Origin of the sequence: Microbacterium sp. UCD-TDU, from assembly GCF_000340625.1 — a bacterium.
In the GTDB taxonomy this organism is placed as follows: Bacteria; Actinomycetota; Actinomycetes; order Actinomycetales; family Microbacteriaceae; genus Microbacterium; species Microbacterium maritypicum.
Genome location: NZ_KB454446.1, coordinates 1 through 24055, shown reverse-complemented (window position 1 = coordinate 24055; position 24055 = coordinate 1). Strand labels below are relative to the sequence as shown.

The window sequence follows — 24055 nt, the reverse complement described above, 5'->3', positions numbered from 1 at the left end:
ACCGGGCCCGGGTCAGACATGGCCAGGCGCGGTCACGCGGAGAAGCGAGCGAGGCGCGTCGCCGCCTCTTCGAGGACCTCGACGCGCTTGCAGGCGGCGAAGCGCACCAGGCCCGCGTATTCGCTCCTGTGCTCCTCGGAGACGAAGGCCGTGAGCGGGATCGCCACGACGCCCACGCGCTCCGGCAGGGCCCGGCAGAAGGCCGCTGCGTCCTCTCCGCCCAGCGCGGTCGCATCCGCGACAGTGAAGTAGCCGCCCTGAGGCGCGTGCACGGTGAATCCGGCCGCCCTCAGCCCGTCGCCGAGGATCCCGTGCTTGTAGGCGAGCACGGCGGCTGCGTCCGTGAAGTACGCGTCGTCCATCCGCAGCCCCACGGCGACAGCGGGCTGGAACGGGGAGCCGTTGACGTAGGTGAGGTACTGCTTCACGGTGAGCACGGCTGTGATGAGCGCGGCCGGTCCATGCACCCACCCGATCTTCCACCCCGTCGTGGAGAAGGTCTTGCCGGCCGACGAGATCGTCAGCGTGCGCGCGGATGCTCCGGGAAGAGTGGTGATCGGGGTGTGCGTGGCACGGAACGCCAGATGCTCGTACACCTCGTCGGTGACGATGATCGCATCGTGCTTCTCTGCCAGGCGCACCACCTCTTCGAGCACCTCACGATCGAAGATCGCTCCCGTGGGATTGTGCGGGTCGTTGACCAGGATGATCCTGGTGCGGTCGGTCACCGTCGCGGCGAGCCGCTCGAGATCGGGCTGGAAGTCCGGAGCGCGCAGCGGAACCGTGCGCAGCCGTGCCCCCGCGAGGGCCACGGCGGCGGCATAGGAGTCGTAGTAGGGCTCGAACACGACGACCTCGTCTTCGGGGCCGTCGATCAGCGCCAGCAGGGTCGCGGTCAGGGCCTCCGTCGCTCCGGCCGTCACGATCACCTCGCTGGAAGGATCGACACGGATCCCGTAGAACCGCCGCTGATGCTCGCTGATGGCATCGAGGAGATCCGCTGTGCCGCGACCGGGCGGGTACTGATTGGCACCGCTCGCGATGGCGGCTCGCGCCGCCTCCAGCACCTCTGCGGGGCCGTCTTCGTCGGGGAAGCCCTGGCCGAGATTGATCGCCCCGGTTCGAGCCGCCGCTGCCGACATCTCTGCGAAGATGGTGGGCGCGACGGTTCCGTCGGCAGCGAGCAGACCTGCCCCCGCTGCGGTACGACGCCATGCGCCGGGAATGACACTCATGAAGAACAGGCTAAGGCCATAGCTGAAACTCATCTTCGGCATAAGGAACGCACAGAAACAGGCGTCATTCTGAAATGGTCGTCGAAGGAGCACACACCATGAACGAAGACAACCCCCAGGACCAGTCGGCATCCGCGTCGAATGACGCCACGCCGTCCACCGAGGCCGCACAGATCGCCGCTCAGCCGGTGATGGATGCCGCCGCTGACACGACCGGGCCGGCCGCTGCCGCCCCGGCACCCACCGCGCCGGCCGCTGCTGCCCCCGCCCAGGGGCATCAGATGCCGTCGACGTTCACCTCGCAGGCCCCGGCCGCGCCCGTGATCGCGCCGGTCCCTCACGGCTACGCAGCCCCTGCCGCCGGCGCGCCGGGAACAGCTACCGCACAGGGCGCGGCCTTCGGCATCCCCACCGCGGCGTCCTACACCCAGCCCACGCAGCCGCTCGACGGCGGCGCCGCATTCGGCACGCAGGGCGATGGCGCGAAGACCAAGGAGCAGAAGCCTCGTGGGGGCGCGAAGTTCGCCGCCTTCATCGTCGCGGCTGCTCTGGTCGGCGGCGTCGCCGGGTTCGGCGGCGGCGCGCTGCTGAACGGACTCCAGGACCGCCCGTCCTCCGGCACGGCCTCCGGTCCGCAGACGGTGACGGTGAACAACCCGGGATCCGTCAACGAGACCACAGCAGTCGCGACGGCCGCACTCCCGTCCGTCGTCACCATCGAGGTGGCGGGCTCCGATCAGGGAGGCAGCGGCTCCGGCGTCATCATCAGCGATGACGGCTACGTGCTCACCAACACGCACGTCGTGACCCTCGGCGGCGCGGTCGCCGATCCGACGATCCGTGTGACCACATCGGACGGGCGAATCTTCGAGGCGACCGTGGTCGGGACAGACCCGATCTACGATCTCGCCGTGATCAAGCTGAAGGACGCCAAGGGGCTGACCCCGATGGACTTCGCCGATTCCTCGAAGCTCAACGTCGGCGACACCGCTGTGGCGCTCGGCGCACCTCTCGGGCTCGCGAACTCCGTCACCACCGGCATCGTGAGTGCATTGAACCGCAGCATCCAGATCGCCTCGTCCGCCCTGCCCGACTCGTCGTCCGAGGACGCCCCGGACCAGCAGCAGACGCCGGATCAGGGCCAGGGGCAGGGGCCGTTCCAGTTCGACATCCCCGGAAGCGGCACGCCCCAGACCTCGGACTCCATCTCGATCGCCGTGATCCAGACGGATGCCGCGATCAACCACGGCAACTCCGGCGGCGCGCTCGTGAACAGCAAGGGCGAGCTGATTGGCATCAACGTGGCCATCGCGAGTTCGGGAAGTTCCGAGGAGTCGGGGTCGATCGGGATCGGGTTCGCCATCCCGTCCAACATCGCCAAGCGGGTGTCGGACGAGATCATCGCCGACGGTGCGGCCACGCACGGCCTGCTCGGCGCGTCCGTCCAGGACGCCTCGAGCGTGCAGGGCGCTACGGTCTCCGGGGCGTACATCGCCAAGGCGACCGACGGCGGCGCCGCCGCGGCTGCGGGCATCCAGGAGGGCGACATCGTCACCAGGTTCAACGGCGTCCCGATCACCAGCGCGAGCGATCTCACCGCCCAGGTGCGCGCGGCGGCGGCCGGCAGCGATGCCAAGGTCACCTACGTGCGCGGCGGCAAGGAGTACGACATCGAGGTGACGCTCGGCGAACTCGCCGGCTGACCCCACCACGCACAGGGAAGGACGCCACCTCCGCGATAGGCTCGCGGAGTGGCGTCCTTCTCTTTCGGCACCGGCAATGCGGCCAAGCTCCTCCGGATCCCGTTGTATGCCGTCGGACGCATCGGCACCCTCCTCCTTCCGCGCGGCCGGCGCTGGGTCTTCGGCTGCGGCGCCGGAGTGGGCGACGGTGCTCTCGCGCTCCAGCGCTACGCGTCCGAGGCGGGCCACGACACCGTCTGGCTCACGGCGTCGGAGCGCGAGGATCGGGACGCGGCCGCCCTCGGCATCCGCACCGTGCGCAAGAGCGGACTGCGCGGATGGTGGACGACCGCTCGGGCGGGGGTGCTCGTGGTCACCCACGGACTCGGCGACGTGAACCGCTACGCGAACGGCGGTGCTTTCGTGGTCCAGCTCTGGCACGGGATCCCGCTGAAGCGGATCGGGCTGGATTCTCCGGCGACGACCCAGGTTCCGAATGTTCCCGCGGCGGCGCTGCTGCGTCGCGCGGTCGGTATCCTCTACCGCGCGGCCGCCCAGCGCATCCGCGTGCTCCCGGCCGCTTCGCACCGCGCACGGGGGCGCTTGGAGTCCGCGTTCGGCCTGGGTGATGACCGTGTGGTGGTCACAGGGGAACCCCGAGTCGACGTGCTCTCGGCGGGATCGGCGGAACACGTGAGGTCTGCGGCATCCGCTCTGCTTCGCAGCGTCGTGGGGGAGATTCCCGATGCCGCGCGCGCCATCCTCTACGCACCGACCTGGCGTGATGGGGCTCCCGACCCTGCGGTTCCCACCGCTGAGGAGTGGATCCGCATCGTCCGGGTCCTCGAAGAGCACGACGCCGTCCTGTTCGTGCGCTCTCATCCCCTGGGGGAGGGCGGATATGCGCCCCCGCTTCCGAGCCGCAGGGTGCACGCGCTTGGCGCGGCGTCGCTTCCCGACGTGACGCCGGCGCTCGCCGCGTTCGACGTTCTCGTCACCGACTACTCCTCGCTCGCGTACGACGTCGGTCTGCTGCGCATGCCCGTGCTGTTCCTGGCTCCGGATGCCGAGGAGTACGCCCGCACTCGCGGCTTCTACGGCCGGTACGACGACGTCGCAGGCCCTGACACGGCCACAGACTGGGCGGAGCTTCTGACACAGCTCGAAGCGCTCCTCGAAGACACCGCCGCCTACGACGCTGCGTCCGAGCGTTCCGCTACGCTCAGCGCGGAGATGCACGCATATCGGGACGGGCGCAACACCGAGCGCGTGTACCAGGTCATCCGCACGCGGGGGATTCCCGCGCCGAAGGGAGCAGCATGACAACGGCCCGCATCGATGACGCGGCGGAGGCCCTGATCATCGAAGGGACCGGTCAGCGACCGGAAGCGGCCGACCTGGTCGGACCGCGAGCGCATGTCAAGGCTCGTGTCACCGGGGGCGGCAAGACCTGGAAGGCGACGTTCCCGTTGCAGGCCTCCCGTTGGGGCGGCCCTTCGCTTCCGCTGCCGACGGGGACGTACGAGCTGCGGATCGCCGACGTCGATCTCGATGATGTGCGACTCGCTCCTGCCGTGCTCACCGGGGTGCGGATCGCGCTGAACGCCGGCACCGTCCGCATCGCCGCGCCGGTGGATCCGGTGTACGAGACCGCTGAGGGGCGCTCGACCCTCGAGGAACGGTACGTCGCGCAGGCGGGCGGCACGGAGAACGCCGTGTTCTTCGAGAGCTTCTACGGACGAAGCGTCGGATGCAACCCGCGGGCCATCGATCGCGAGCTCGCAGCGCGCGCGCCCGAGGTGCGACGCTACTGGAGTGTCGTCGACCTCTCCGTCGAGGTGCCGGAGGGGGCGATCGCCGTCGTCGAGGGCAGCCCCCAGTGGTGGCACGCCCGCGGAGCCGCACGGCTGCTGGTGGTCAATGACTGGCTGCGTCGACGGTTCGCCCGCAAGCCGGGGCAGAAGGTGCTCCAGACCTGGCACGGCACACCGCTCAAGCGGCTCGCCCTGCACCGTCCCGGCTTCGATCCGCGACGGATGGCCGCGGTCGTGAAGGAATCCCGGCGCTGGGACGTCCTGTTGGCCCAGAACACGTATTCCGAGCGCATCCTGCGCAAGGCGTACGCCTTCTTCGGGCGCCCGATCTGGGTGGAGGGATACCCCCGCAACGATGCGCTCACCAACGGCGACCCTGTCGAGGTCCGCGCGGCCTTGGGCATCGGGCCCGAGGAGCGTGTGCTCCTGTACGCACCGACCTGGCGCGATGACCGTGCCGAGATGGTCGACTTCGTCGATGCCGAGCTTCTGGCCCGCCAAGCGAACGCCGTGGTCCTCGTGCGCGGTCACTCCCGCACTCTGGAACAGGGACGCGATCGCGCGGGTGCACGGGTCATCGATGTGACCGGGTACCCCGAGACCGCACGGCTGCTGCTGGCGGCAGACGCTCTGATCACCGACTACTCCTCGGTGATGTTCGACTTCAGCGTCACCGGAAAGCCGATGTACTTCCTGGTGCCCGATATCGATCACTATCGCGGACAGCTGCGCGGGTTCTACTTCGACCTCGCGGAGCGCGCACCCGGTCCGCTCGTGCGCACTCAGGAGGAGCTCGCGGCCGCTCTGGACGACGCGGGCCATGTAGCCGCGTACGCGGATCGCTATGCGGCCTGGCGGAAGCAGTTCAACTCCCGCGACGATGGTCATGCCGCGCAGCGTGTGGTCGACCGCATCCTCGATCTGGGGTTCGTCACGCCCTGAGTCCGCGCGGGCGCGTCAGGGGAGAGGTGTGTTCCGGGTGCCGAGGCGCGAGGCGTCGACGGTGTCGCGGGCACCGCGCAGCACACCGCCCAGGAAGCCCAGGCCCCAGGAGATGTGCATCGTCGGCAGCACCAGGAGCGTCCACATCCGCTGACGCACGCCCCCTCCGCCGGGCGCGAGCGCCACACCGACGACGAGCAGCAGATACAGTGCGAGCGGCACGGAGACGAGGATCGATGCGATCAGAGACGCCACTCCGCTGAGCACGCCTGTCAGCTGCAGGACGCCGATGACCACGGCGAGGGCCACGACCACCACGAGCGCGGGCGGGGCGAAGTAGCGGATCCCGTTGCGGCGGCCGAACCGACGTACGAGCTCACCGCGCCAGGCGCCCGTCGCGCGGAACTGCCGAGCCAGTCGCAGCCAGCTCTCCCGCGGCCAGTAGGTGACCGACAGATCGGGGTCGAACCACACCTTGTGGCCGGCCTGTCGGATCCGCAGGTTGAGCTCCCAGTCCTCGCCACGTCGGATCGACTCGTCGAACAGCCCGACCTCATCGAGGACCTCGCGCCGCATCACGCCGAGGTACGCCGACTCCGCCTCGCCCTCCTGCGAGCTCCCGTGATAGGCGCCTCCGCCGAGCCCGACAGGGGAGTTGTACAGACGAGCGACCGCCTTCTGGAAGGGCGTGCGCCCCTCGGCGTGCATCACGCCGCCGACGTTCGCCGATCCGGTGCGCTCCAGAGTCTGCAACGCCAGGGCGGCGTAACCGGGGGAGAGTTCGGAGTGCGCGTCGACGCGCACGATCGTGCCGTAGCGGCTTGCCCGGATCGCGGCGTTCAGTCCCACCGGGATGTGCGCCGCGGGGTTGTCCACCAGCCGGATGCGGTCGTCCGTCGCCGCGAGTCGTCGGGCGAGCTCGGTCGTGCCGTCCGTCGACGGGCCCAGCGCGAGCACGAGCTCGGTGGGGGCATCGACATCCTGAGCGAGCACCGAGGCGATCGCGTGCTCGAGGTACGCGCGTTCGTTGAGCACCGGCATCACGAAGGACACCCCGGACAGGGGAGCGGAGAATTCGTCGGCGCGCACATGATGATCATGGCACGGTGTCCACGCACGTTCCCTGATCGAGGGCGCGGCAGGGCGTTCGGAGTGCTCGGGACGGCTGCGGCCGGAGGATCGGACGCGGACGAACTATTCTGGAGGGATGGGTGCACTGTCTGACGCGAAGAAGGCATACCGTCTGCTGAAGCGGGCGCTCGCGTCTCGCACCGCGGTGCAGCGCGTGCGACGTCGGCTCGCCGAGCGCGAGCCGTTTCCGACCGACCACTTCAAGGTCGCGGTCTACTTCGCCGACGGTGCCGTGAACATGTACCAGATGCGTCAGTGGTACCGCCCGCTCGCCGAGCTCGCGAAGCGCTGGCCCGTCGTCGTGCTCTCCCGGCAGGCCACCGGGACCGAGAAGCTCCTCGAAGAGGACGCCCCTCCGGTGGTGTTCGTCCCCAAGGTGCGCGATCTGGAGAGGTTCATCGCCACCCAGGACATCCGCATCGTGCTGTACGTCAACCAGAACACCAGGAACTTCCAGATGTTCCGGTACGGGCGGCGCTGGCATGTGTTCATCAATCACGGCGAGTCCGACAAGATGTACATGACGACGAACCAGTACAAGGCCTACGACTACGCCTTCGTCGCTGGGCAGGCTGCTCGGGATCGTCTCTCACGCACGCTGTGGGATTACGACGTGAACCATCGCACGATCGAGATCGGGCGCCCGCAGGCCGATCACTACTCCGGAACGCTTCCGTACACGCCCGATGAGCGGACCGTCGTGCTCTATGCGCCGACCTGGGAAGGCGACCGTCCCAGCGCCCACTACGGTTCGATCGCTTCGCACGGCGAGGAGCTCGTGAGCCGGCTGCTGGCGACCGGTGCCCACCGTGTGATCTACCGCCCCCATCCCCGCAGTGGCGTGGTCGATGAGGCGTATGGCGCCGCGCATCGACGGATCGTGGCCGCGATCGAAGCGGCGAATGCCGCGGACGCGACCGCTCACCACGTCTACGACGCGGCTCCGGAGTTGGGCTGGCAGCTCACCGCGGCCGACGTCGCCATCGTCGACATCTCCGCCATGGTCTACGACCGGCTCGCCGCCGGAAGGCCGCTGATGATCACGCGTCCGACGGACGAGCAGGCATCGATCGACACGCAGGGCTACCTGTCGGATTGCGAATGGCTGACCGCGGAGGCTGCGGTCGACATCGTCGCCGAGGTCGATCGGGTTCGAGCCGATGAGGCTGCGATCGCCCGGCTGCGGATGTGGGTGCAGCACTACTTCGGCGACACCACGCAGGGGGTGGCGACCGCGAAGTTCCATGCTGCCGTCGAACGCCTCATGCAGGAGTGGGAGCGTTGGCAGGCGCATGAGGTCGGGACCGTCCGCGAAGACGAGGACGACGACGACGAAGAAACAGACGACGAGGACGCCTGAGGATGGACTTCCCGCTCGCGAGCGCGATCGTGCCTCGCCTCGAGCTGGTGGCCGACACCGGTTCGACCAACGCCGACCTGCGGGCGAAAGCGGCTGACGCCGGAGACTGGCCGCACCTGGCGACCCTGGTCACGCGCAACCAGACGGCCGGACGCGGTCGCCTCGATCGCACGTGGGTCGCACCGGCGGATTCCGCTCTCGCGATCTCCGTGCTGCTGCGGACGATTCCGGCCGATCCGGCCGCGCGGGGATGGATCCCGCTCGCCGCTGGTGCGGCGATGACGGAGGCGATCGCCGAGCAGCTCGTCGGACATGACGTCGCCGTGAAGTGGCCGAACGACGTCCTCGTCGACGGGCGGAAGATCTGCGGCATCCTCGCGGAGGCGACGACGACGGCGGTGATCGTGGGGGCGGGCGTCAACACGGCCATGACGATCGAGCAGCTCCCCGTGCCGACGGCGACATCGTTCGCAGCCCTCGGCGTCGTCGTGGACGAGGACCGGCTGCTGTCCGCCTACCTCGAGAAGCTCGACGGGCACCTGTCGGCGCTGACCGCTTCTGGAGATGCCGTCGCGAGCGGCCTGCACGGTGTCGTGTCCGCCCGCTGCGCGACGCTCGGGCTACGGGTCCGCGTGTCTTTGCCGGCCGGCCGCTCCCTCGATGGAGTGGCCACGGCGATCGATGCGGAGGGCCGTCTTCTCGTCGAATCGGATGGTCGGCAGTACCCGATCTCCGCCGGCGACGTCGTGCACGTGCGGCCGGCCGGAACCTGACACGCCGCCGCACAGACGGCTTTGTCGCAGATCACGGGCACAATGGTGGGGTGACCCAGCCTGTGACGCTCGGCGGGAGGCCCCTGATGCCGCCGCCCGGTACGCCTTCGGAGGAGCTGCTGATCGCGCGCTTCCGGAGCCACGCACGTCGGCTGTTCTGGTCGGCACTCGTGCTCATCGCGACTTTCGGGGCGACGGGGTATTTCTTCGGCAATCTGCCGGACGGTATCGAGGACTGGATGCTCCTCACGGCCGCCGGGGCTCTGGTGCTGCTGGCAGTCGTGCTGCCGTTCGTCATCTGGTACTCGCGGAGCACCACCGTCACGACCAGGAGGGTCATCGCCCGCCAGGGGATCGGTTCCCGTCGGCGTCACGAGATGTCCCATGCCCGGGGTTACACCATCGCTGTTCGCCGCGGTCCGCTGCAGCGGCTGTGGGGCTCGGGCACCATCACGCTGTCGAACGGCGTCGACACGCCGCTGCGGTTGGCGAACGTCCCGAACGTGACCCTCGTGCACGAGACCCTCGCCGACCAGATCGAGGTCGGGCAGATTCTCGCGCACCGCGACGCGCAGGCCGTCGGCGACTGAATCCGCCGGCATTCACACGGCCGAGCGCCGTGATCGGTGACGCCGATCCGCAATCTGTCGTGCACGCCCGCATCGGTGCGGGAGAATGGGGGCAGACGAATGGAGGCGGCACATGGCGCTGCGTGTTGGCGTGATCGGCGGAGGACAGCTGGCCCGGATGATGATCGCTCCGGCGGTCGAGCTCGGACTCGAACTGCGAGTGCTCGCCGAGGGTGAAGGGATGTCCGCCGGACTCGCGGCCACCGCGGTCGGCGACTACCGGGATCTGGAGACCGTGCGCGCCTTCGCAGCCGACGTCGATGTCGTGACCTTCGACCACGAGCACGTGCCGCAGGACGTTCTTCGTCAGCTCGTCGCAGACGGCGTCGTCGTGCATCCGGGACCGGACGCGCTCCAGTACGCGCAGGACAAGCTCGTGATGCGCGCGCGTCTCGCGGAACTCGGAGTGCCCCAGCCCGACTGGGCGGCTGTGCGCACCACGACCGAGTTGCAGGCGTTCCTCGACGAGCACGCAGGAGCCGGCGTGGTGAAGACTCCGCGCGGAGGCTACGACGGCAAGGGCGTGCGCGTCGTCCGTGCCGCACAGGACGCGCAGGACTGGCTGGAAGCGCTCGCCGATGGCGAGGCGCTTCTCGTCGAGGAGCTCGTCCCGTTCGTGCGCGAGCTCGCGCAGCAGGTCGCCCGTCGAGCGGGCGGTGAGATCGTCGCCTATCCCGTGGTGGAGACCGTTCAGCGCGACGGCGTGTGCGCCGAGGTCATCGCTCCGGCCCCCGCCGCCGCCGAGCGTCTGACCGAGGTCGCGGAGGCGATCGGCCGCACCATCGCCGAAGGACTCGGCGTGACCGGGATGCTCGCGGTCGAGCTGTTCGAGACCGACGACGAGCGCATCCTCGTGAACGAGCTCGCTATGCGGCCGCACAACAGCGGGCACTGGAGCCAGGACGGCGCCGTCACCGGCCAGTTCGAACAGCACCTGCGTGCCGTCGCCGATCTTCCTCTCGGGAGCACCGCGCCGCGAGCCGCGTGGTCCGTGATGGTCAACATCCTCGGCGGACCCGTCGAGGGGACGCTCGACGAGCGTTTCGGTGCCGCGATGGCCGAGCACCCGCAGGCGAAGATCCACACCTACGGGAAGGCGCCGAGGCCGGGCCGCAAGGTCGGACATGTGAATGTCGCCGACGACGACCTCGACGACGCGGTCTACGTCGCCAGGGCCGTGGCCGCACACTTCGACTGATCCGCAGCCCGCATCGCCTCTTCGCCGACACATGCGGGGCAACAGGCGTGCCGTTCGGGGAATCTCACAGCGGCAGACCGTACCCTGATCTGGTGACCGAGCCACTGCACTCTTCCGCCGAGCCTCTGGTCGGCGTCGTCATGGGATCCGACTCCGACTGGCGCGTGATGAGCGATGCGTCCCAGGCGCTCACGGACTTCGGCATCCCGCACGAGGTCGAGGTGGTATCTGCACACCGCACCCCGGACAAGCTCATGTCGTATGCGCGCGAAGCGCGCTCGCGCGGCATCCGCGTCATCATCGCCGGCGCCGGGGGCGCAGCCCACCTTCCAGGAATGCTCGCCTCGATGACCCCGCTCCCCGTGGTGGGTGTCCCGGTGCCTCTCGCGTATCTCGACGGCATGGACTCCCTGCTGTCCATCGTGCAGATGCCCGCAGGCATCCCGGTCGCGACGGTCTCCATCGGCGGCGCTCGCAACGCGGGTCTGCTCGCCGCACGGATTCTCGGAACGGCCGACACTGCTCTCGCCGACCGCGTCGAGGAGTACGCGCGCGACCTCGAGGCGCAAGTCGAGGAGAAGAACGAACGGCTGAAGGCCTCCCTGTGACTCTTGCGCCTCCGCGCGCATCACGGCGCCCCTTGATCGAGACCCGGCCGCTGCGGCACCCGGACTCCGCCGATTCGGGGATGATGGCCAAACGCGGGTGGTGGCTGGTCGCCGCGAACCTCCTGGTGCCGGGGTCCGCCCAGGTCCTCGCCGGCAACCGCCGTCTCGGCCGTTTCGGGCTCGGCGCCACACTGGTCTCCTGGATCCTCGCGATCGTCGCTCTCGGACTCGCCCTCTTCGCACGCCCGGTCCTGCTGTGGCTCACGATCGGCGCCGGTTTCTTCTCGGCGGCCGTGCTGACGATCGTTCAAGTGCTGCTGGTGGGATACGTCGTGCTGTGGGTGGTGCTCACGTTCGACACTCTGCGCCTGGTGCGTCTCGTGAAGGTGCCAGGAGTCTCCCGACTGGCCATCCCCGTCGTGGCGCTGGTGCTGCTGGGACTCGTCGGCGGCGGGGCGGGATACGCAGCCACCGCCGTCGGATCGGTGCGCAACACCATCGGCTCGATCTTCGGACAGAGCGGCCCCAGTGTGCAGCCCAGCGACGGCTACTACAACATCCTCCTCCTCGGAGCCGATAGCGGCGACGGCCGCGACTCCATGAGGTTCGACAGCATCTCGGTGGTCTCGGTGAACGCCGACACCGGTGCCGTGACGATCACCGGCATCCCTCGAGAGCTCCCCAATGCGCCGTTCAGCGACGGAAGCCCGATGCAGGAGCTGTATCCGAACGGGTTCGAGGGTCACGGCTCCTCTACCTGCGGCTGGAACGGATGGATGAACCACGTGCGCAACGCCGCCGAGGTCTGCCGGGAAGACGCCGGCGCCGGTCTCTACCCCGACGCCGTGGCCAACGGGTCGGAGCCGGGTATCGAGGCGACGAAGGACGCTGCCGAGGGCGTTCTCGGGATCGAGATCCCGTACTACGTGTTCGTCGACATGCACGGCTTCGCTGAGCTCGTCGATGCGCTGGGCGGTGTCGAGATCGACGTCACGGAGCGTCTGCCCAAGGGCGGTCCGCCCGAGGGGTGGACGGGCACCGACGTGAACGAGTGGGCCATCGGCTGGATCGAACCCGGAACGCAGCGCATGGACGGCGACACGGCGCAGTGGTACGCCCGCTCGCGCTACACGACCAGTGACTGGGACCGGATGAAGCGTCAGCGGGAGCTGCAGGCTGCCATTCTCGCCCAGTTCACGCCGCAGACCGTCCTCACCCGTTTCAACGAGGTGGCAGCGGCCGGGACGGCGCTGATCAGCACGGATCTCCCGTCGGACAAGCTGCCGGAGTTCTTCGACCTGATGCTCAAGGCGAAGGAGCAGCCGGTCACGTCGATCGAGCTCACCCCAGACGCTGGAGTGGACGAGCACCAGCCCGACTACGCCTTCATCCACGACTTGATCCAGCAGAAGCTGCATCCGCCGACGGAGACGCCGACGCCCGAGCCGTGATCACGGCCGCTGAGGTCCGAGCTCCTCGCTCGGCGCCCATGAGCGACCCTCTGCGCGCGCTGGCCCCAGGAACGACAAAGCCCACGGCCGTCTCCCGAAGGAGAACGACCGTGGGCTTCCGGTGGATTCCACCGGATGCACCAGACGACGGTGATCGGAGGGGGAGGGATCACCGTCGTCCAGTCGACCACCGCACGAGGCGGCAGCCGGACCTAGGCGCGCTTGCGGCGCGATGCTCCCACCGCGACGAGGGCTCCACCGGCGACCAGAGCTGCTGCTCCGCCGCCGAGGACCCAGGGCGACACGCTTCCGCCGGTGAGGGCCAGCTCGATACCGCCACCGGTGAGCGGCAGCTCCGATCCCGCGGTCGCAACCCCGGGATCGTGGTCGCAGCTGGTGGCCGCATCGTGGCCGTGCGAGACGGTGATCGTGGCGGTGTACGAACGCGAGCCGTTGAAGGCGACGGCGTAGGAGCCCTCACCGTCGGACGGCGGACGGAACGTGAGGGTCAGGCTTCCGTCGGCGCCGGCGATGTTGCCGGAGACGGCGGCCTTGCCGGCGTTGTAGCCGGACACCGACACGTTCACGTTCTCGGACGCCAGGAAGTACCCAGGACCGAACACGATCGTCGAGACTTCGCAGATGTCGATGATCGGGTCGCCGACCTTGGCGCCGGGAGGCGTCGGATAGGAGTCGGACGACGCGGCCGGTGCAGTCGGCGCAGCGGTGGCCACAGTGGGCGCGACGAGTACGAGCGCGCCAGCGGCAAGGCTGATGGCAGCCAGTTTCTTCAGCATGATTTCTCCCCAGAAATTTCACGCGGAATCGCTTTTGGACACACCCCTGCATCCAACTGCGTGGCGTCTTCCTGCCCCCACGGCAGGATGGCAGACGCCAGATATTCCCCAGTGAGTCGACAGTACCCTATCGAGCCGGGAATGTCACGAGGCGCATCGGAGGGGCTCCCGTGTCGTGTCGGGGGTGTGGATCAGCGGGGTGTGCCGCACATCCGTGAGTCGCTCTCCTGCACCGGTGCCCTGGAACTCGACCGTGATCGTCGTCGATTCTCCCGGCGCGAGGGAGACCTCGTGCTGCACAGCCGAGCGGTCGCCGATCATCGCCGTCTGCACGCCCTCTTCTGCGCCGTCCCGGTCGATGTGCGACGGCGTCGCCCCCTCGGGGCCGTACACGGCGATCAGCGTGCGCACCGTGCCTGCGGGCACGCCGTAGAAGCCGTCCGCCGTGACGTAGGGCGGCAACGAGGTGGCAGCGTCGGCGGGGGCCGTGTTGGTCCAGGTCACCCGCACCTGCGTGGTCGGGGTCCCCTGGCAGCTCCCGACCGATGTCGAGATGGATGCGCGGGTGTAGAAGTCCATCTTGCCGCCGGTGGTGTCGTTCATCAGCACCCCCACCGAGGTCGCATCGACGCTGTCGGTGGGGATCGTGCCCCCCAGCGCGGAGCCGGCGAGAACGGCCTCTTCGTCCTCATGGACGCTCCAGATCCGGATGCGGCCCTCCTCGGCCGACGTAGCCAGCGCTCCGATCAGTGCGCGCGGATCCCCTCCGGACAGCGCGGCGCCGAAGAGCGCTCCTGCGGCCTGCGCGAAGATCTCGTCCTGCACGGCGGGATCGGGAACCGCGGCGTAGATCTCTGAGAGCAGGATGTCGGTGACGTTCTCGGACGTCGCCGTGAACGGGCCGAACGTGAGGTCGCCGGTCGCCGCCATCAGATGCTTCGCGACGACGGCGTCCACCGCGATGACGCCGTCGACGGTTCCACCGAATCGACCCTCCCAGCGCGCGGCGATGGCAGCTCCCGCCTCGCTGAAGTCGGGGATGCTCGTGATGTTCTGCAGGTAGCGGCCGGGACGGTCCTCGAAGAGCGCGATGGTCGAGTCGCTGAGGGGCAGCGCGGCGTCGAGCGGGGGGAAGTCCCGCGTCGACGCCTGGCTCTGGAGGGTGATCCTGCCGCCCTCCGCGTGCAGCAGGGCGATGGATCCGATGATGCCGCCCGACGAGCGCAGCTCGGCGTTGTTCTGCATCGCGAGTACGTAGTTGCGCGGTCCCTCACCGCCCAGCATGGTGGGAAGCAGCACGGCCGCGCCATGGAGCGACCCCACGACCGTCGCGGCCTCGGTGACGGATGAGCGCATGGTGCGGATGGCGTCGGCGAGGGGCGGGAGCGTGGCGTCGGCGTCGATGCGTCGTGCCTGCATCTGCGCGGTGCTGAGCGCGGTGTCGGCCGTGCCGAGCGGGCCGGCGATCTCCGCGAACGGCGCCAGGTCGATCGCCCCGCCGGCGAAGCCGAGGCTCGCCAGATCGAAGCCCGCCGCCACGTCGAGGAGGGGCGTGAGCGCGTCGGCTGACACATCGTCGGCGATCTCGGCGATCTCGCTCACCGCTCTGAAGTTCGGTCCGATCCATGGCAGAGCACCGAACGCGTGCCACACGGGGTCGGACGTCAGGTTGCGAGCGGACTCCGCGTTGTGTGCGATGCTCTTCGCGAGCGGCTTCGCGCCCTCGAGGTCTCCGGCAGCGATCGACGACTTCAGCTGAGACGCGCCTTTCGCCACCTGCTGGAGGTCGTTCACCGCGCCGATCCCACGGATGCAGACCCAGCCGATGGCGATCAGGAGAAGGGAGAGCAGAACGCCGACGGTCCACCCGATCCATCGGCGCCGGACGGGAAGTCGACCATCGCTCACCCGAGCATTCAAGCACGAACCGCTGCAGTGGTGGTGGGGGAAAACTGTGCGAACGCTGACATTCGGGCGGCGCGGTCGGCGCGTTCCGTGGGGGAGCGGCACGGCGAAGATAGCCTGTGGGCATGGGTGCTCGGCTGCGTGTTGTTCTGGATCAGCTCGTGAGCGTCGTGGATGCCGATCATGCCGACGCCGCGGTGGGACTCGCGGCAGGACTGGTCGCGACGGCGCCCTCCGGGTGCGCGGTGGATGCCATCGTCCCCGCGGGAGCGACCGTGCCTGTGGCGGGAATCGGAGACGTCCGCACCCTCGGCATGGGGCGCCGCGAACTCGCTGCCGCCTGGCAGCTCGGGATCGTCCCCGGTGTCGGTGGGGGACTCATCCATTCGCCGACGCTCATGGCCCCGCTCGTGCGCCATGATCGCGTGCACGACAACGACCAGACCACGGTGACCGTGTGGGATCTGCGCGCTTGGGAAGCGCCGGAGATGCTCTCCAAAGGCAGCGTCGCCTGGCAGCGCGGCATGCTCCGACGCGCCGTCAGGCATGCCGACGCGGTGGTGGTGCCCTCTCACGCCGTCGCGGAGCGTCTGTCCGAGCTCGCGAGGATCGGCGACCGCCTCCGTGTGATCGCCGGCGCACCGCCCCAGGGATTCCGCGCTCCCGGTGACGCGTCCGCGCGTTGCCGCGCCCTCTCGCTGCCCGACGAGTACGTGGTTCTGACCGGGTCCGTCTCGAGCCTGCCCAACGGCTTCCGGGGTGCGGTGGCCGCCGGCCTCGACGCGGTGGTCATCGACGCGCCCGAAGGGGCGGAGCCTCGCTACGCCGACGCCGCTGCGGCGGCAGGACTGCCGGAGAGGCGCACGCATGTGCGGGGGACACTGAGCATCGAGGATCGTGCAGCGGTACTGCACGGCGCATCCGCCTACGTCGCGACGGACCCGGTGGCAGGCTGGCCGTGGCGCGCGGTGGAGGCCATGGCGCTCGGCGTTCCCGTCGTGGCGGTCTCCAGCGGGTCGCATCGGGACGTCATCGCCGACGGGGGCATGCTGGTCCCTGCCGAGGCGATCGCCGACGCGGTCGCCGAGGCGACCGGTGGAGCGGCGGACAGGCTCCGCGTGCTCGCCTCCGACCGGTCGCGAGCCTTCTCCTGGGCGAGCTCTGCGGAACGCCTCTGGGGCCTGCACGCAGACCTGTGATTCGCTGAGAGCAACCTGCGCATACGGGCGACACGCCGAAAAGTTGTGGCGCAAAGCGTGTAACAGTGGCATCATCACGCAACTTCCGTCACACTGGTCACATGTCTCGACGTGCCCCACGCTCGCGAAACAACATGAGGTTCCCCCGACTCCTCACCTGTTTCCTCGCTGTCTCCGCCCTTGTCATCGGAACGGTGGTCCCCGCCACTGCCGCCACCGCGTCCGTCTCCGCGAGCGGCTCGAGCAGCGCGAGCATCGCGAAAGCAGCCGTCGACCCGGTCTCGACCGGGATGGTGAAGTCCACGCTTGCAGGTTTCGAGGCGGGCAACATCATCAGCGATGCGGTCTTCACGAACGCGGGCACGATGTCCGAGGAGCAGATCCAGGCCTTCTTCAACAGCAAGGTGTCGAGCTGCCAGAGCGGATACGTCTGCATCAAGGACTTCCGCATCACGTCGGTGACCCGCCCCGCCGATGCGTACTGCAAGGGGTACACCGGCGCGGCCAACGAGTCTGCCGCGCGGATCATCTACCGTGTCGCGCAGTCCTGCAACATCAATCCTCAGGTGCTCATCGTGATGCTCCAGAAGGAGCAGGGACTGATCACCCACACCTGGCCGAGCGCCTGGCGATACAACATCGCGCTGGGGCAGGGCTGCCCTGACACCGCGCCCTGCGACCCGAACTACATCGGCTTCTTCCACCAGATCTACGGAGCCGCGCGCCAGATGCAGATCTACATGGAGGGCAAGTGGTTCCAGTGGTACGCACCGGGGCGCACCTGGAACATCCTCTACAACCCGAACGCGAACTGCGGCAGTTCGCCCGTCTACATCGCCAACAAGGCGACGTCGGCCCTCTACTACTACACGCCGTACCAGCCCAATGCAGCGGCGATGCGCGCGGGCTACGGCGAGGGTGACGGCTGCTCCGCGTACGGCAACCGCAACTTCTACAACTACTTCACCGACTGGTTCGGCTCCACACAGGGCGGCGCGAACAATCCCTTCGGGAACATCGAGATGATCGAGGCCCGTCCGGGCGAGTTCGCCGTGTCGGGGTGGGCGATCGACCCCAACACGAGCGCCTCCCTCTCTGTCCATGTCTACGTGGGCGACGTCGGACGTGCCTTCACCGCGGATGAGGATCGTCCCGATGTGGGCGCCGTCTACCCGGGGGCCGGAAACAGACACGGGTTCTCCGCCCGCGTTCCGGCAGCAGGTTCCGGCGACTCGACGGTGTGCGTGTACGCCATGAACGCGGGACCCGGCGCCAACGTGCTTCTGGGCTGCAAGCGACTGGCGAGCTTGAGCGGCCCTCCCGCCGGCGCGGTGGAGAGCATCAAGCCCGTGAAGGACGGTTTCGAGGTGACGGGGTGGGCGGTCGATCCCGATACGGCGTCGCCCATCGAGGTCCATCTCTACATCGGCGGGGTCGGACGCTCCTTCACCGCGAACGTGGAGCGCACGGATCTGCCGGCCGCGTACCGTCCGCACGGAACGAAGCACGGCTTCAAGGCGACGATTCCCGCCGGTGCGGGCGTGCACACCATCTGTGCCTACGCCATCAACGTCGGGCCCGGAGCGAACTCCGAGTTGGGCTGCTCGCAGAACACGCACCCCGGCACCGTGATCGAGGATCGCGGGCGGGCGCCGATCGGTGCGTTCGAGTCGCTCACATCCACCGCGCCCGGCACCGTGACCGCGACCGGCTGGGTCCTGGATCCGGACACGGCGGCACCCGCACGCGTCCACCTGTACGAAGCGGGAGTCGGGCGGGAGTTCCTCGCGAACAAGTCGCGCCCTGACGTGGGCGCGGCGAACCCCGGCTATGGGGACGGACACGGCTTCGAAGAGACGCTCAAGGTCTCGGGTGAGTCGGCCACCGTGTGTGCGTACGGCATCAACAACGGAGCGGGCGGGAACACGGAGCTCGGCTGCAAGAAGGTCACCGTGAACACGCAGATCCCCGAGCAGGGGAGGATGCCGGTCGGCGCCCTCGACTCCGTCGTCGTCTCGGGCACGACGGCCGTGGCCAAGGGGTGGACGGTCGATCCCGACACCCGTTCGCCGATCAAGGTGCACCTGTACGTCGGATCGATCGGACGTGAGTTCACCGCCGACAAGAACCGCGCCGATGTCGGCACGCTCTACCCCGGCTACGGCACGAACCACGGTTTCGAGGAGTCGGTGCCGCTTCCCGCAGGCAAGTCGACCGTCTGCGCCTATGGGATCAACACCGGTCCGGGAGGGCACACGCTGCTCGGCTGCAAGGAGGTCAACGTGACCTCGGGGATCCAGGAGCGAGGGCGGATGCCCATCGGCTCGTTCGAAGCCCTTCAGGTGAGCGGCAACACCATCACGGCCAGCGGATGGGCGATCGACCCTGACACCGCATCGTCGATCAAGGTGCATCTGTACGTCGCGGGAGTCGGACGCGAGTACTCGGCCGACAAGGCCCGCGCCGACGTCGGCGGAGCCAACCCGGGATACGGCGACGCGCACGGATTCTCGGAGTCGTTCACCGTCCCCAACGGCACCACCGGCGTCTGTGCGTACGCCATCAACACCGGGCCGGGCGGCCACACCCTTCTCGGTTGCAAGAGCGTCACGATCACGGCGCCCGTGCAGGATCGCGGACGGGCTCCGTTCGGAAACTATGAGGCACTGCAGGCGACGGCCGGCGGCGCGATCGTCGCCGGATGGGCCATCGATCCGGACACGACGGATCCGATCGCCGTGCACATCTACGTGGACGGAGTGGGTTCCGCGTACACCGCAGCCCTCGATCGCCCGGATGTCCTGGCCGCATACCCCGGTACGGGCCTCAAGCACGGTTTCTACCAGACGGTGCCGATGTCGCCGGGCAACCACGGGGTCTGCGTCTACGCGATCAACAACGGCGCAGGCGGGCACACGCTCCTGGGCTGCAAGAACGTCGTCGTGCCCTGACCTTCGCGCAGACGACAGAAGAGGGCCTGGGATGTCTCCCAGGCCCTCTTCTGTCGTCCGTCAGCGACGGAGGTAGTCGCGCAGGTGCGCGGTGCCGTCGAGCGGCGTGAAACCCGTGGCGATGATCTTCGACAGATCGAGCACGCTGTTGCGCGGCCGGGGTGCGACCGGGGCATCGGCGGAACCGAAGTACTCCTCGGTCGTGACGCCGGTGACGCGTGCGCGGTCGTGTCCGACCGCCGAGAACACCTCGCGGGCGATGTCCGCCCAGGACTGCGGCTCTCCCGTGCTGCTGAGGTTGTAGATGCCGGGCTCGGCATCGCCGTCGAGCAGGTGCGCGATCGCGGCGGCGAGATCGGTGGTGAACGTCAGTCGTCCCACCTGATCGTCCACGACGCGAGGGTCGATGCCGCGCTCGGCGAGCGAGGCCATGGTCCGCACGAAGTTCTTCCCTTCGCCGATCACCCAGGATGTGCGGATGATGTAGTGGCGCGGGACGGTGGAGACGAGAGCGTCGCCTGCGGCTTTGGTCTGGCCGTATACGCCGAGAGGGCGCACGGAGTCGGTCTCGGTGTACTCGCCGACCTTGGTGCCGTCGAACACGTAGTCGCTCGAGACGTGCACGAGCGTGATGCCGTTGTCCACGGCGATCTTCGCCAGAGCAGCGACACCGGTGACGTTCGCGGCCCAGGCGTCTGCTCTTCCCTCGGCAGTCTCCGCCTTGTCGACCGCGGTGTAGGCGGCGGCGTTGATGATGGTCGCGTAGTCGCGCCAACGGCGGGCCGAGGGGAAGGACTCGTCCGAGAGATCGAGCTCGTCCCGTCCCACGTATTCGTATTCGGCGGCTTCGCCGAAGTGCGCGCGCAGCGCGTGGCCCAGCTGACCGCCGGCGCCGATGATGAGCGTCTTCTTGGCGGGGATCGGCGTGACATCCGCGAGACGCGGGTGTGCGTGGTCCTTGGCGGAGATCTCGACCTCGGACAACGGGATCGGCCACTGGATGGCAGCCGTCTCGTCGGCCAGGTTCAGGAACGAGTACTCCGCATCGGCCGACCAGTGATCGTTCACCAGGTAGACGTAGGCGGTGTCGGGCTCGAGCGTCTGGTACGCATTGCCGACGCCGCGGGGTACGAAGATCGCCTGTGAGGGGTCGATCTCCGCCGTGAACACCGTTCCGAACGAAGGGCCCTCACGAAGGTCGACCCATGCGCCGAAGATGCGGCCGGTCGCCACGGAGACCCATTTGTCCCAGGGCTCGGCATGGATGCCGCGCGTCGTACCGATCGCGTCGTTGAACGAGATGTTGTTCTGCACCGGTCCGAAGTCGGGCAGACCCGCAGCGACCATCTTCTCGCGCTGCCAGTTCTCCTTGAACCAGCCACGGGAGTCGCCGTGCACCGGCAGATCCGCGAGGAGCAGTCCGGGGATCGCCGTCTCGGTGACCGCGAGTGTCTTGCCGAACTCCGTCATCACTGTCCCTTGGAGGCGTAGAACGACTCGGTGGCATCCTTGGACGAGGCCCACCAGGCCTCGTTGTCGCGATACCAGGCGATGGTGGAGGCGAGTCCGGACTCGAAGTCACCGAAGGCCGGGGTCCAGCCCAGCTCGGTGCGCAGCTTCGTGGAATCGATCGCGTACCGCAGATCGTGACCGGCGCGATCCGTGACGTGGTCGTAGGCGTCCGCCGGCTGACCCATCTCGGTGAGGATCAGCTCGACGACGGACTTGTTGTCCTTCTCGCCGTCCGCACCGATCAGGTAGGTCTCGCCGATCTCGCCCTTGTCGAGGATGGTGAGCACGGCAGAGGAGTGGTCGTCGGCGTGGATCCAGTCACGAACGTTCTGGCCGGCGCCGTACAGCTTCGGCCGGATGCCGCGGATGACGTTCGTGATCTGGCGCGGGATGAACTTCTCCACGTGCTGGTACGGACCGTAGTTGTTCGAGCAGTTCGAGATCGTCGCCCGCACGCCGAACGAACGCACCCAGGCGCGCACCAGCAGATCGCTGCCGGCCTTGGTGGAGGAATAAGGAGACGAGGGGTTGTAGGGCGTCTGCTCGGTGAAACGCTCGGGATCGTCGAGCTCGAGGTCTCCGTAGACCTCGTCCGTCGAGATGTGGTGGAAGCGACGATCGTGACGGCGGGCTGCCTCGAGCAGCGTGTAGGTGCCGATGATGTTGGTGTCGAGGAAGGGGCGGGGATCGTGCAGGGAGTTGTCGTTGTGCGATTCGGCGGCGTAGTGCACGACCGAGTCGACGTCGGCGAACAGGCCGTCGACGAGTTCGGCGTCGGCGATGTCGCCTTCGACGAAGCGCAGGCGGTCGCTGGGGAGGCCCTCGAGAGAGGCCTTGTTGCCCGCGTAGGTGAGCTTGTCGAGCACGGTGACATGGGCATCGGTGTTCTCGATGACGTGGTGCACGAAATTGGAACCGATGAAGCCGGCGCCGCCGGTGACGAGCAGTCTCTGCATGCCCCCCAGCGTAGCGGGAGCCCTCCTGTGAGACTCGGGGCGTTTGTTCAGGTGGGGCCGATCAGGGAGACTGTTCACCATGCGTGGCATTATTCTCGCCGGAGGAACAGGCTCCCGGCTGCACCCGATCACTCTCGGCGTCTCGAAGCAGTTGGTCCCGGTCTACGACAAGCCGATGATCTACTACCCGCTGTCGACACTGATCCTCGCGGGAATCCGCGACATCCTGATGATCACGACGCCACACGACGCGGAGTCCTTCCAGCGTCTGCTGGGCGACGGGTCGAAGTTCGGGGTGTCCATCACCTACAAGACCCAGCCTTCGCCCGACGGCCTCGCGCAGGCCTTCGTCCTGGGAGAAGAGCACATCGGCTCGGATTCCGCGGCCCTGGTTCTCGGCGACAACATCTTCTATGGGCAGGGGATGGGCACGCAGCTGCGGCAGTACACGGAGCTCGACGGCGGCGTCGTCTTCGGATACTGGGTCGACGACGCCACGGCGTACGGGGTGGTGGAGTTCGACGACGCGGGCCGAGTGGTCTCACTCGAGGAGAAGCCCGCCCAGCCCAAGAGCAACTACGCGGTGCCGGGCCTCTACTTCTACGACAACGATGTGATCGAGATCGCCAAGGCGCTGAAGCCCTCGCCCCGCGGCGAGCTGGAGATCACCGACATCAATCGCGAGTACCTGGACCGCGGCAAGCTCAAGGTGCAGGTGCTCACGCGCGGCACGGCCTGGCTCGACACCGGGACCTTCGACTCGCTCGCGGAGGCGACGGACTTCATCCGCACGGTGGAGAAGCGCCAGGGCCTGTCGATCGGCTGCCCTGAGGAGGTCGCCTGGCGGATGGGCTTCCTGACCGACGACGAACTGCGCGAGCGTGCCGAGCCGCTCGTGAAGAGCGGGTACGGGGCCTATCTGCTCAAGGCACTCGCCCAGGGTCGCGTCTGACCCCGGGCTAGGATGGTCGACGGCCCGCGACGCGTCGGCGGGACGGGCCTGTCGATGATCATCACCGGATCCGGGGGCCCACAGGAGCATGACAGTCGTGAGTCGGGTGCCGGGTGTTTTTCCGGTGGGTGGTCGTCGGCTCGTCGTGTATGTGGTGTTCGACCGGCGTGGTGGTGTGGACGATTATGTTCCGTACGCGTTGGCGGGTTTGCGTGAGCATGCGGCTCATGTGCTGGTGGTCGTGAACNTGAGTCGGGTGCCGGGTGTTTTTCCGGTGGGTGGTCGTCGGCTCGTCGTGTATGTGGTGTTCGACCGGCGTGGTGGTGTGGACGATTATGTTCCGTACGCGTTGGCGGGTTTGCGTGAGCATGCGGCTCATGTGCTGGTGGTCGTGAACGGTTCGCTGTCGGATGAGGGTCGCGGCAAGCTGGAGGCGGTGTCGGACGAGATCCTGGTTCGGGAGAACGTCGGTTTCGATATCTGGGCGCATAAGGATGCTCTGGATCATGTGGGGTCGCGGCTGTCGGAGTTCGATGAGGTGCTGCTGACGAATGACACGTGGTTCGGGCCGGTGCGTCCGTATGCTCCGGTGTTCGATCGGATGGGGGAGCGTGCGACGCACTTCTGGGGGATGACCGATCATGCGCGGGAGGATCCGAATCCGTTCACGGGTAAGGGTGTTCTTCCGTATCATCTGCAGTCGTTCTGGATCGCGGTTCGTCGTGAGATGTTCTTGTCGGAGGAGTGGGCGCGGTACTGGCGTGAGTTGCCGGAGATGCCGTCGTATTTCGATGCGGTGCTCAAGCACGAGACGATCTTCACGGATCATTTCGCGCAGCTCGGCTTCGCCCACGACGTCGCCTACTCCGCAGCCGAGATCGGTACCAAGAATCCCTCGCTCTACCGGGCCGAGGCCCTGCTGGACGCAGGATGCAGATCGGACGAGCGTCGTGTAGGGAA

19 protein-coding genes are annotated in these 24055 nt (G+C 68.2%); 13 read left to right on the top strand and 6 right to left on the bottom strand.

Features of this window, described 5'->3' with window-relative positions; all coding sequences use genetic code 11:
- Positions 1–32: 32 nt before the first annotated feature.
- Positions 33–1235 carry an aminotransferase class I/II-fold pyridoxal phosphate-dependent enzyme gene (locus D514_RS22915; protein WP_017828612.1) on the bottom strand — a complete coding sequence of 401 codons (1203 nt, stop codon included), beginning with the start codon at positions 1233–1235 and terminating at the stop codon, positions 33–35.
- Positions 1236–1333: 98 nt separating this feature from the next.
- On the opposite strand from D514_RS22915, the gene D514_RS22910 reads away from it, so the two are divergent.
- From D514_RS22910 to D514_RS22900, 3 genes are read left to right on the top strand one after another with little or no spacing between them, the layout of a single operon-like run.
- The gene (locus D514_RS22910) at positions 1334–2938 is read left to right on the top strand and encodes a S1C family serine protease (protein ID WP_036322965.1); all 1605 of its coding nucleotides are present in this window, start codon (positions 1334–1336) and stop codon (positions 2936–2938) included.
- A 48-nt stretch (positions 2939–2986) separates the two neighbouring features.
- Positions 2987–4240 carry a CDP-glycerol glycerophosphotransferase family protein gene (locus tag D514_RS22905; RefSeq protein WP_017828610.1) on the top strand — a complete coding sequence of 418 codons (1254 nt, stop codon included), beginning with the start codon at positions 2987–2989 and terminating at the stop codon, positions 4238–4240.
- Positions 4237–5673, top strand: coding sequence for a CDP-glycerol glycerophosphotransferase family protein (locus D514_RS22900; RefSeq protein ID WP_017828609.1), 1437 nt, complete (start codon positions 4237–4239; stop codon positions 5671–5673). The genes D514_RS22905 and D514_RS22900 overlap by 4 nt, the downstream gene beginning before the upstream one ends.
- A 15-nt stretch (positions 5674–5688) precedes the next feature.
- Here D514_RS22900 and D514_RS22895 read toward each other — a convergent pair whose 3' ends face one another.
- Entirely contained in the window at positions 5689–6714 is a 1026-nt protein-coding gene (locus tag D514_RS22895; protein WP_051056566.1) for a glycosyltransferase family 2 protein, read from the bottom strand.
- A gap of 166 nt (positions 6715–6880) precedes the next feature.
- On the opposite strand from D514_RS22895, the gene D514_RS22890 reads away from it, so the two are divergent.
- The 6 genes from D514_RS22890 to D514_RS22865 all read left to right on the top strand — a co-directional run bounded on the left by D514_RS22890 (position 6881) and on the right by D514_RS22865 (position 12823).
- Positions 6881–8164 carry a CDP-glycerol glycerophosphotransferase family protein gene (locus D514_RS22890; protein WP_017828607.1) on the top strand — a complete coding sequence of 428 codons (1284 nt, stop codon included), beginning with the start codon at positions 6881–6883 and terminating at the stop codon, positions 8162–8164.
- Positions 8165–8166: 2 nt separating this feature from the next.
- Positions 8167–8937 carry a biotin--[acetyl-CoA-carboxylase] ligase gene (locus D514_RS22885; protein ID WP_017828606.1) on the top strand — a complete coding sequence of 257 codons (771 nt, stop codon included), beginning with the start codon at positions 8167–8169 and terminating at the stop codon, positions 8935–8937.
- A 50-nt stretch (positions 8938–8987) separates the two neighbouring features.
- On the top strand, positions 8988–9527 hold the full coding sequence (locus D514_RS22880) for a PH domain-containing protein (RefSeq protein WP_031205481.1): 540 nt from the start codon (positions 8988–8990) through the stop codon (positions 9525–9527).
- 112 nt (positions 9528–9639) lie between these two features.
- Positions 9640–10764: a 5-(carboxyamino)imidazole ribonucleotide synthase gene (locus tag D514_RS22875; protein ID WP_017828604.1), complete on the top strand. Its 1125-nt coding sequence runs from the start codon at positions 9640–9642 to the stop codon at positions 10762–10764.
- 140 nt (positions 10765–10904) lie between these two features.
- Positions 10905–11372 carry a 5-(carboxyamino)imidazole ribonucleotide mutase gene (purE, locus tag D514_RS22870; protein WP_036322962.1) on the top strand — a complete coding sequence of 156 codons (468 nt, stop codon included), beginning with the start codon at positions 10905–10907 and terminating at the stop codon, positions 11370–11372.
- Complete coding sequence (locus D514_RS22865; RefSeq protein WP_031205480.1) at positions 11369–12823, top strand: LCP family protein; 1455 nt, start codon at positions 11369–11371, stop codon at positions 12821–12823. The genes purE and D514_RS22865 overlap by 4 nt, the downstream gene beginning before the upstream one ends.
- Positions 12824–13035: 212 nt before the next feature.
- Here the strand turns inward: D514_RS22865 and D514_RS22860 are convergent, their stop codons facing one another.
- Positions 13036–13620, bottom strand: coding sequence for a hypothetical protein (locus D514_RS22860; protein ID WP_017828601.1), 585 nt, complete (start codon positions 13618–13620; stop codon positions 13036–13038).
- A gap of 144 nt (positions 13621–13764) precedes the next feature.
- The gene (locus tag D514_RS22855; protein ID WP_017828600.1) at positions 13765–15528 is read right to left on the bottom strand and encodes a DUF4012 domain-containing protein; all 1764 of its coding nucleotides are present in this window, start codon (positions 15526–15528) and stop codon (positions 13765–13767) included.
- Positions 15529–15650: 122 nt separating this feature from the next.
- Here D514_RS22855 and D514_RS22850 point away from each other — a divergent pair, with 122 nt between their 5' ends.
- Together D514_RS22850 and D514_RS22845 are read left to right on the top strand one after the other, a co-directional pair.
- Positions 15651–16724: a glycosyltransferase gene (locus D514_RS22850; protein ID WP_017828599.1), complete on the top strand. Its 1074-nt coding sequence runs from the start codon at positions 15651–15653 to the stop codon at positions 16722–16724.
- Positions 16725–16858: 134 nt separating this feature from the next.
- Entirely contained in the window at positions 16859–19675 is a 2817-nt protein-coding gene (locus D514_RS22845) for a hypothetical protein (RefSeq protein WP_017828598.1), read from the top strand.
- 60 nt (positions 19676–19735) lie between these two features.
- Here the strand turns inward: D514_RS22845 and D514_RS22840 are convergent, their stop codons facing one another.
- Together D514_RS22840 and rfbB are read right to left on the bottom strand one after the other, a co-directional pair.
- Positions 19736–21145: a bifunctional dTDP-4-dehydrorhamnose 3,5-epimerase family protein/NAD(P)-dependent oxidoreductase gene (locus D514_RS22840; RefSeq protein WP_031205479.1), complete on the bottom strand. Its 1410-nt coding sequence runs from the start codon at positions 21143–21145 to the stop codon at positions 19736–19738.
- Positions 21145–22143, bottom strand: coding sequence for a dTDP-glucose 4,6-dehydratase (gene rfbB, locus D514_RS22835; RefSeq protein ID WP_017828596.1), 999 nt, complete (start codon positions 22141–22143; stop codon positions 21145–21147). Before rfbB ends, D514_RS22840 begins: the two co-directional genes overlap by 1 nt.
- A gap of 79 nt (positions 22144–22222) precedes the next feature.
- Here rfbB and rfbA point away from each other — a divergent pair, with 79 nt between their 5' ends.
- Both rfbA and D514_RS22825 read left to right on the top strand, forming a co-directional pair.
- Positions 22223–23095, top strand: coding sequence for a glucose-1-phosphate thymidylyltransferase RfbA (gene rfbA, locus D514_RS22830; protein ID WP_017828595.1), 873 nt, complete (start codon positions 22223–22225; stop codon positions 23093–23095).
- Between the two features lie 88 nt (positions 23096–23183).
- The coding region (locus tag D514_RS22825; protein ID WP_236610905.1) for a rhamnan synthesis F family protein at positions 23184–24055 on the top strand (872 nt) is incomplete at its 3' end.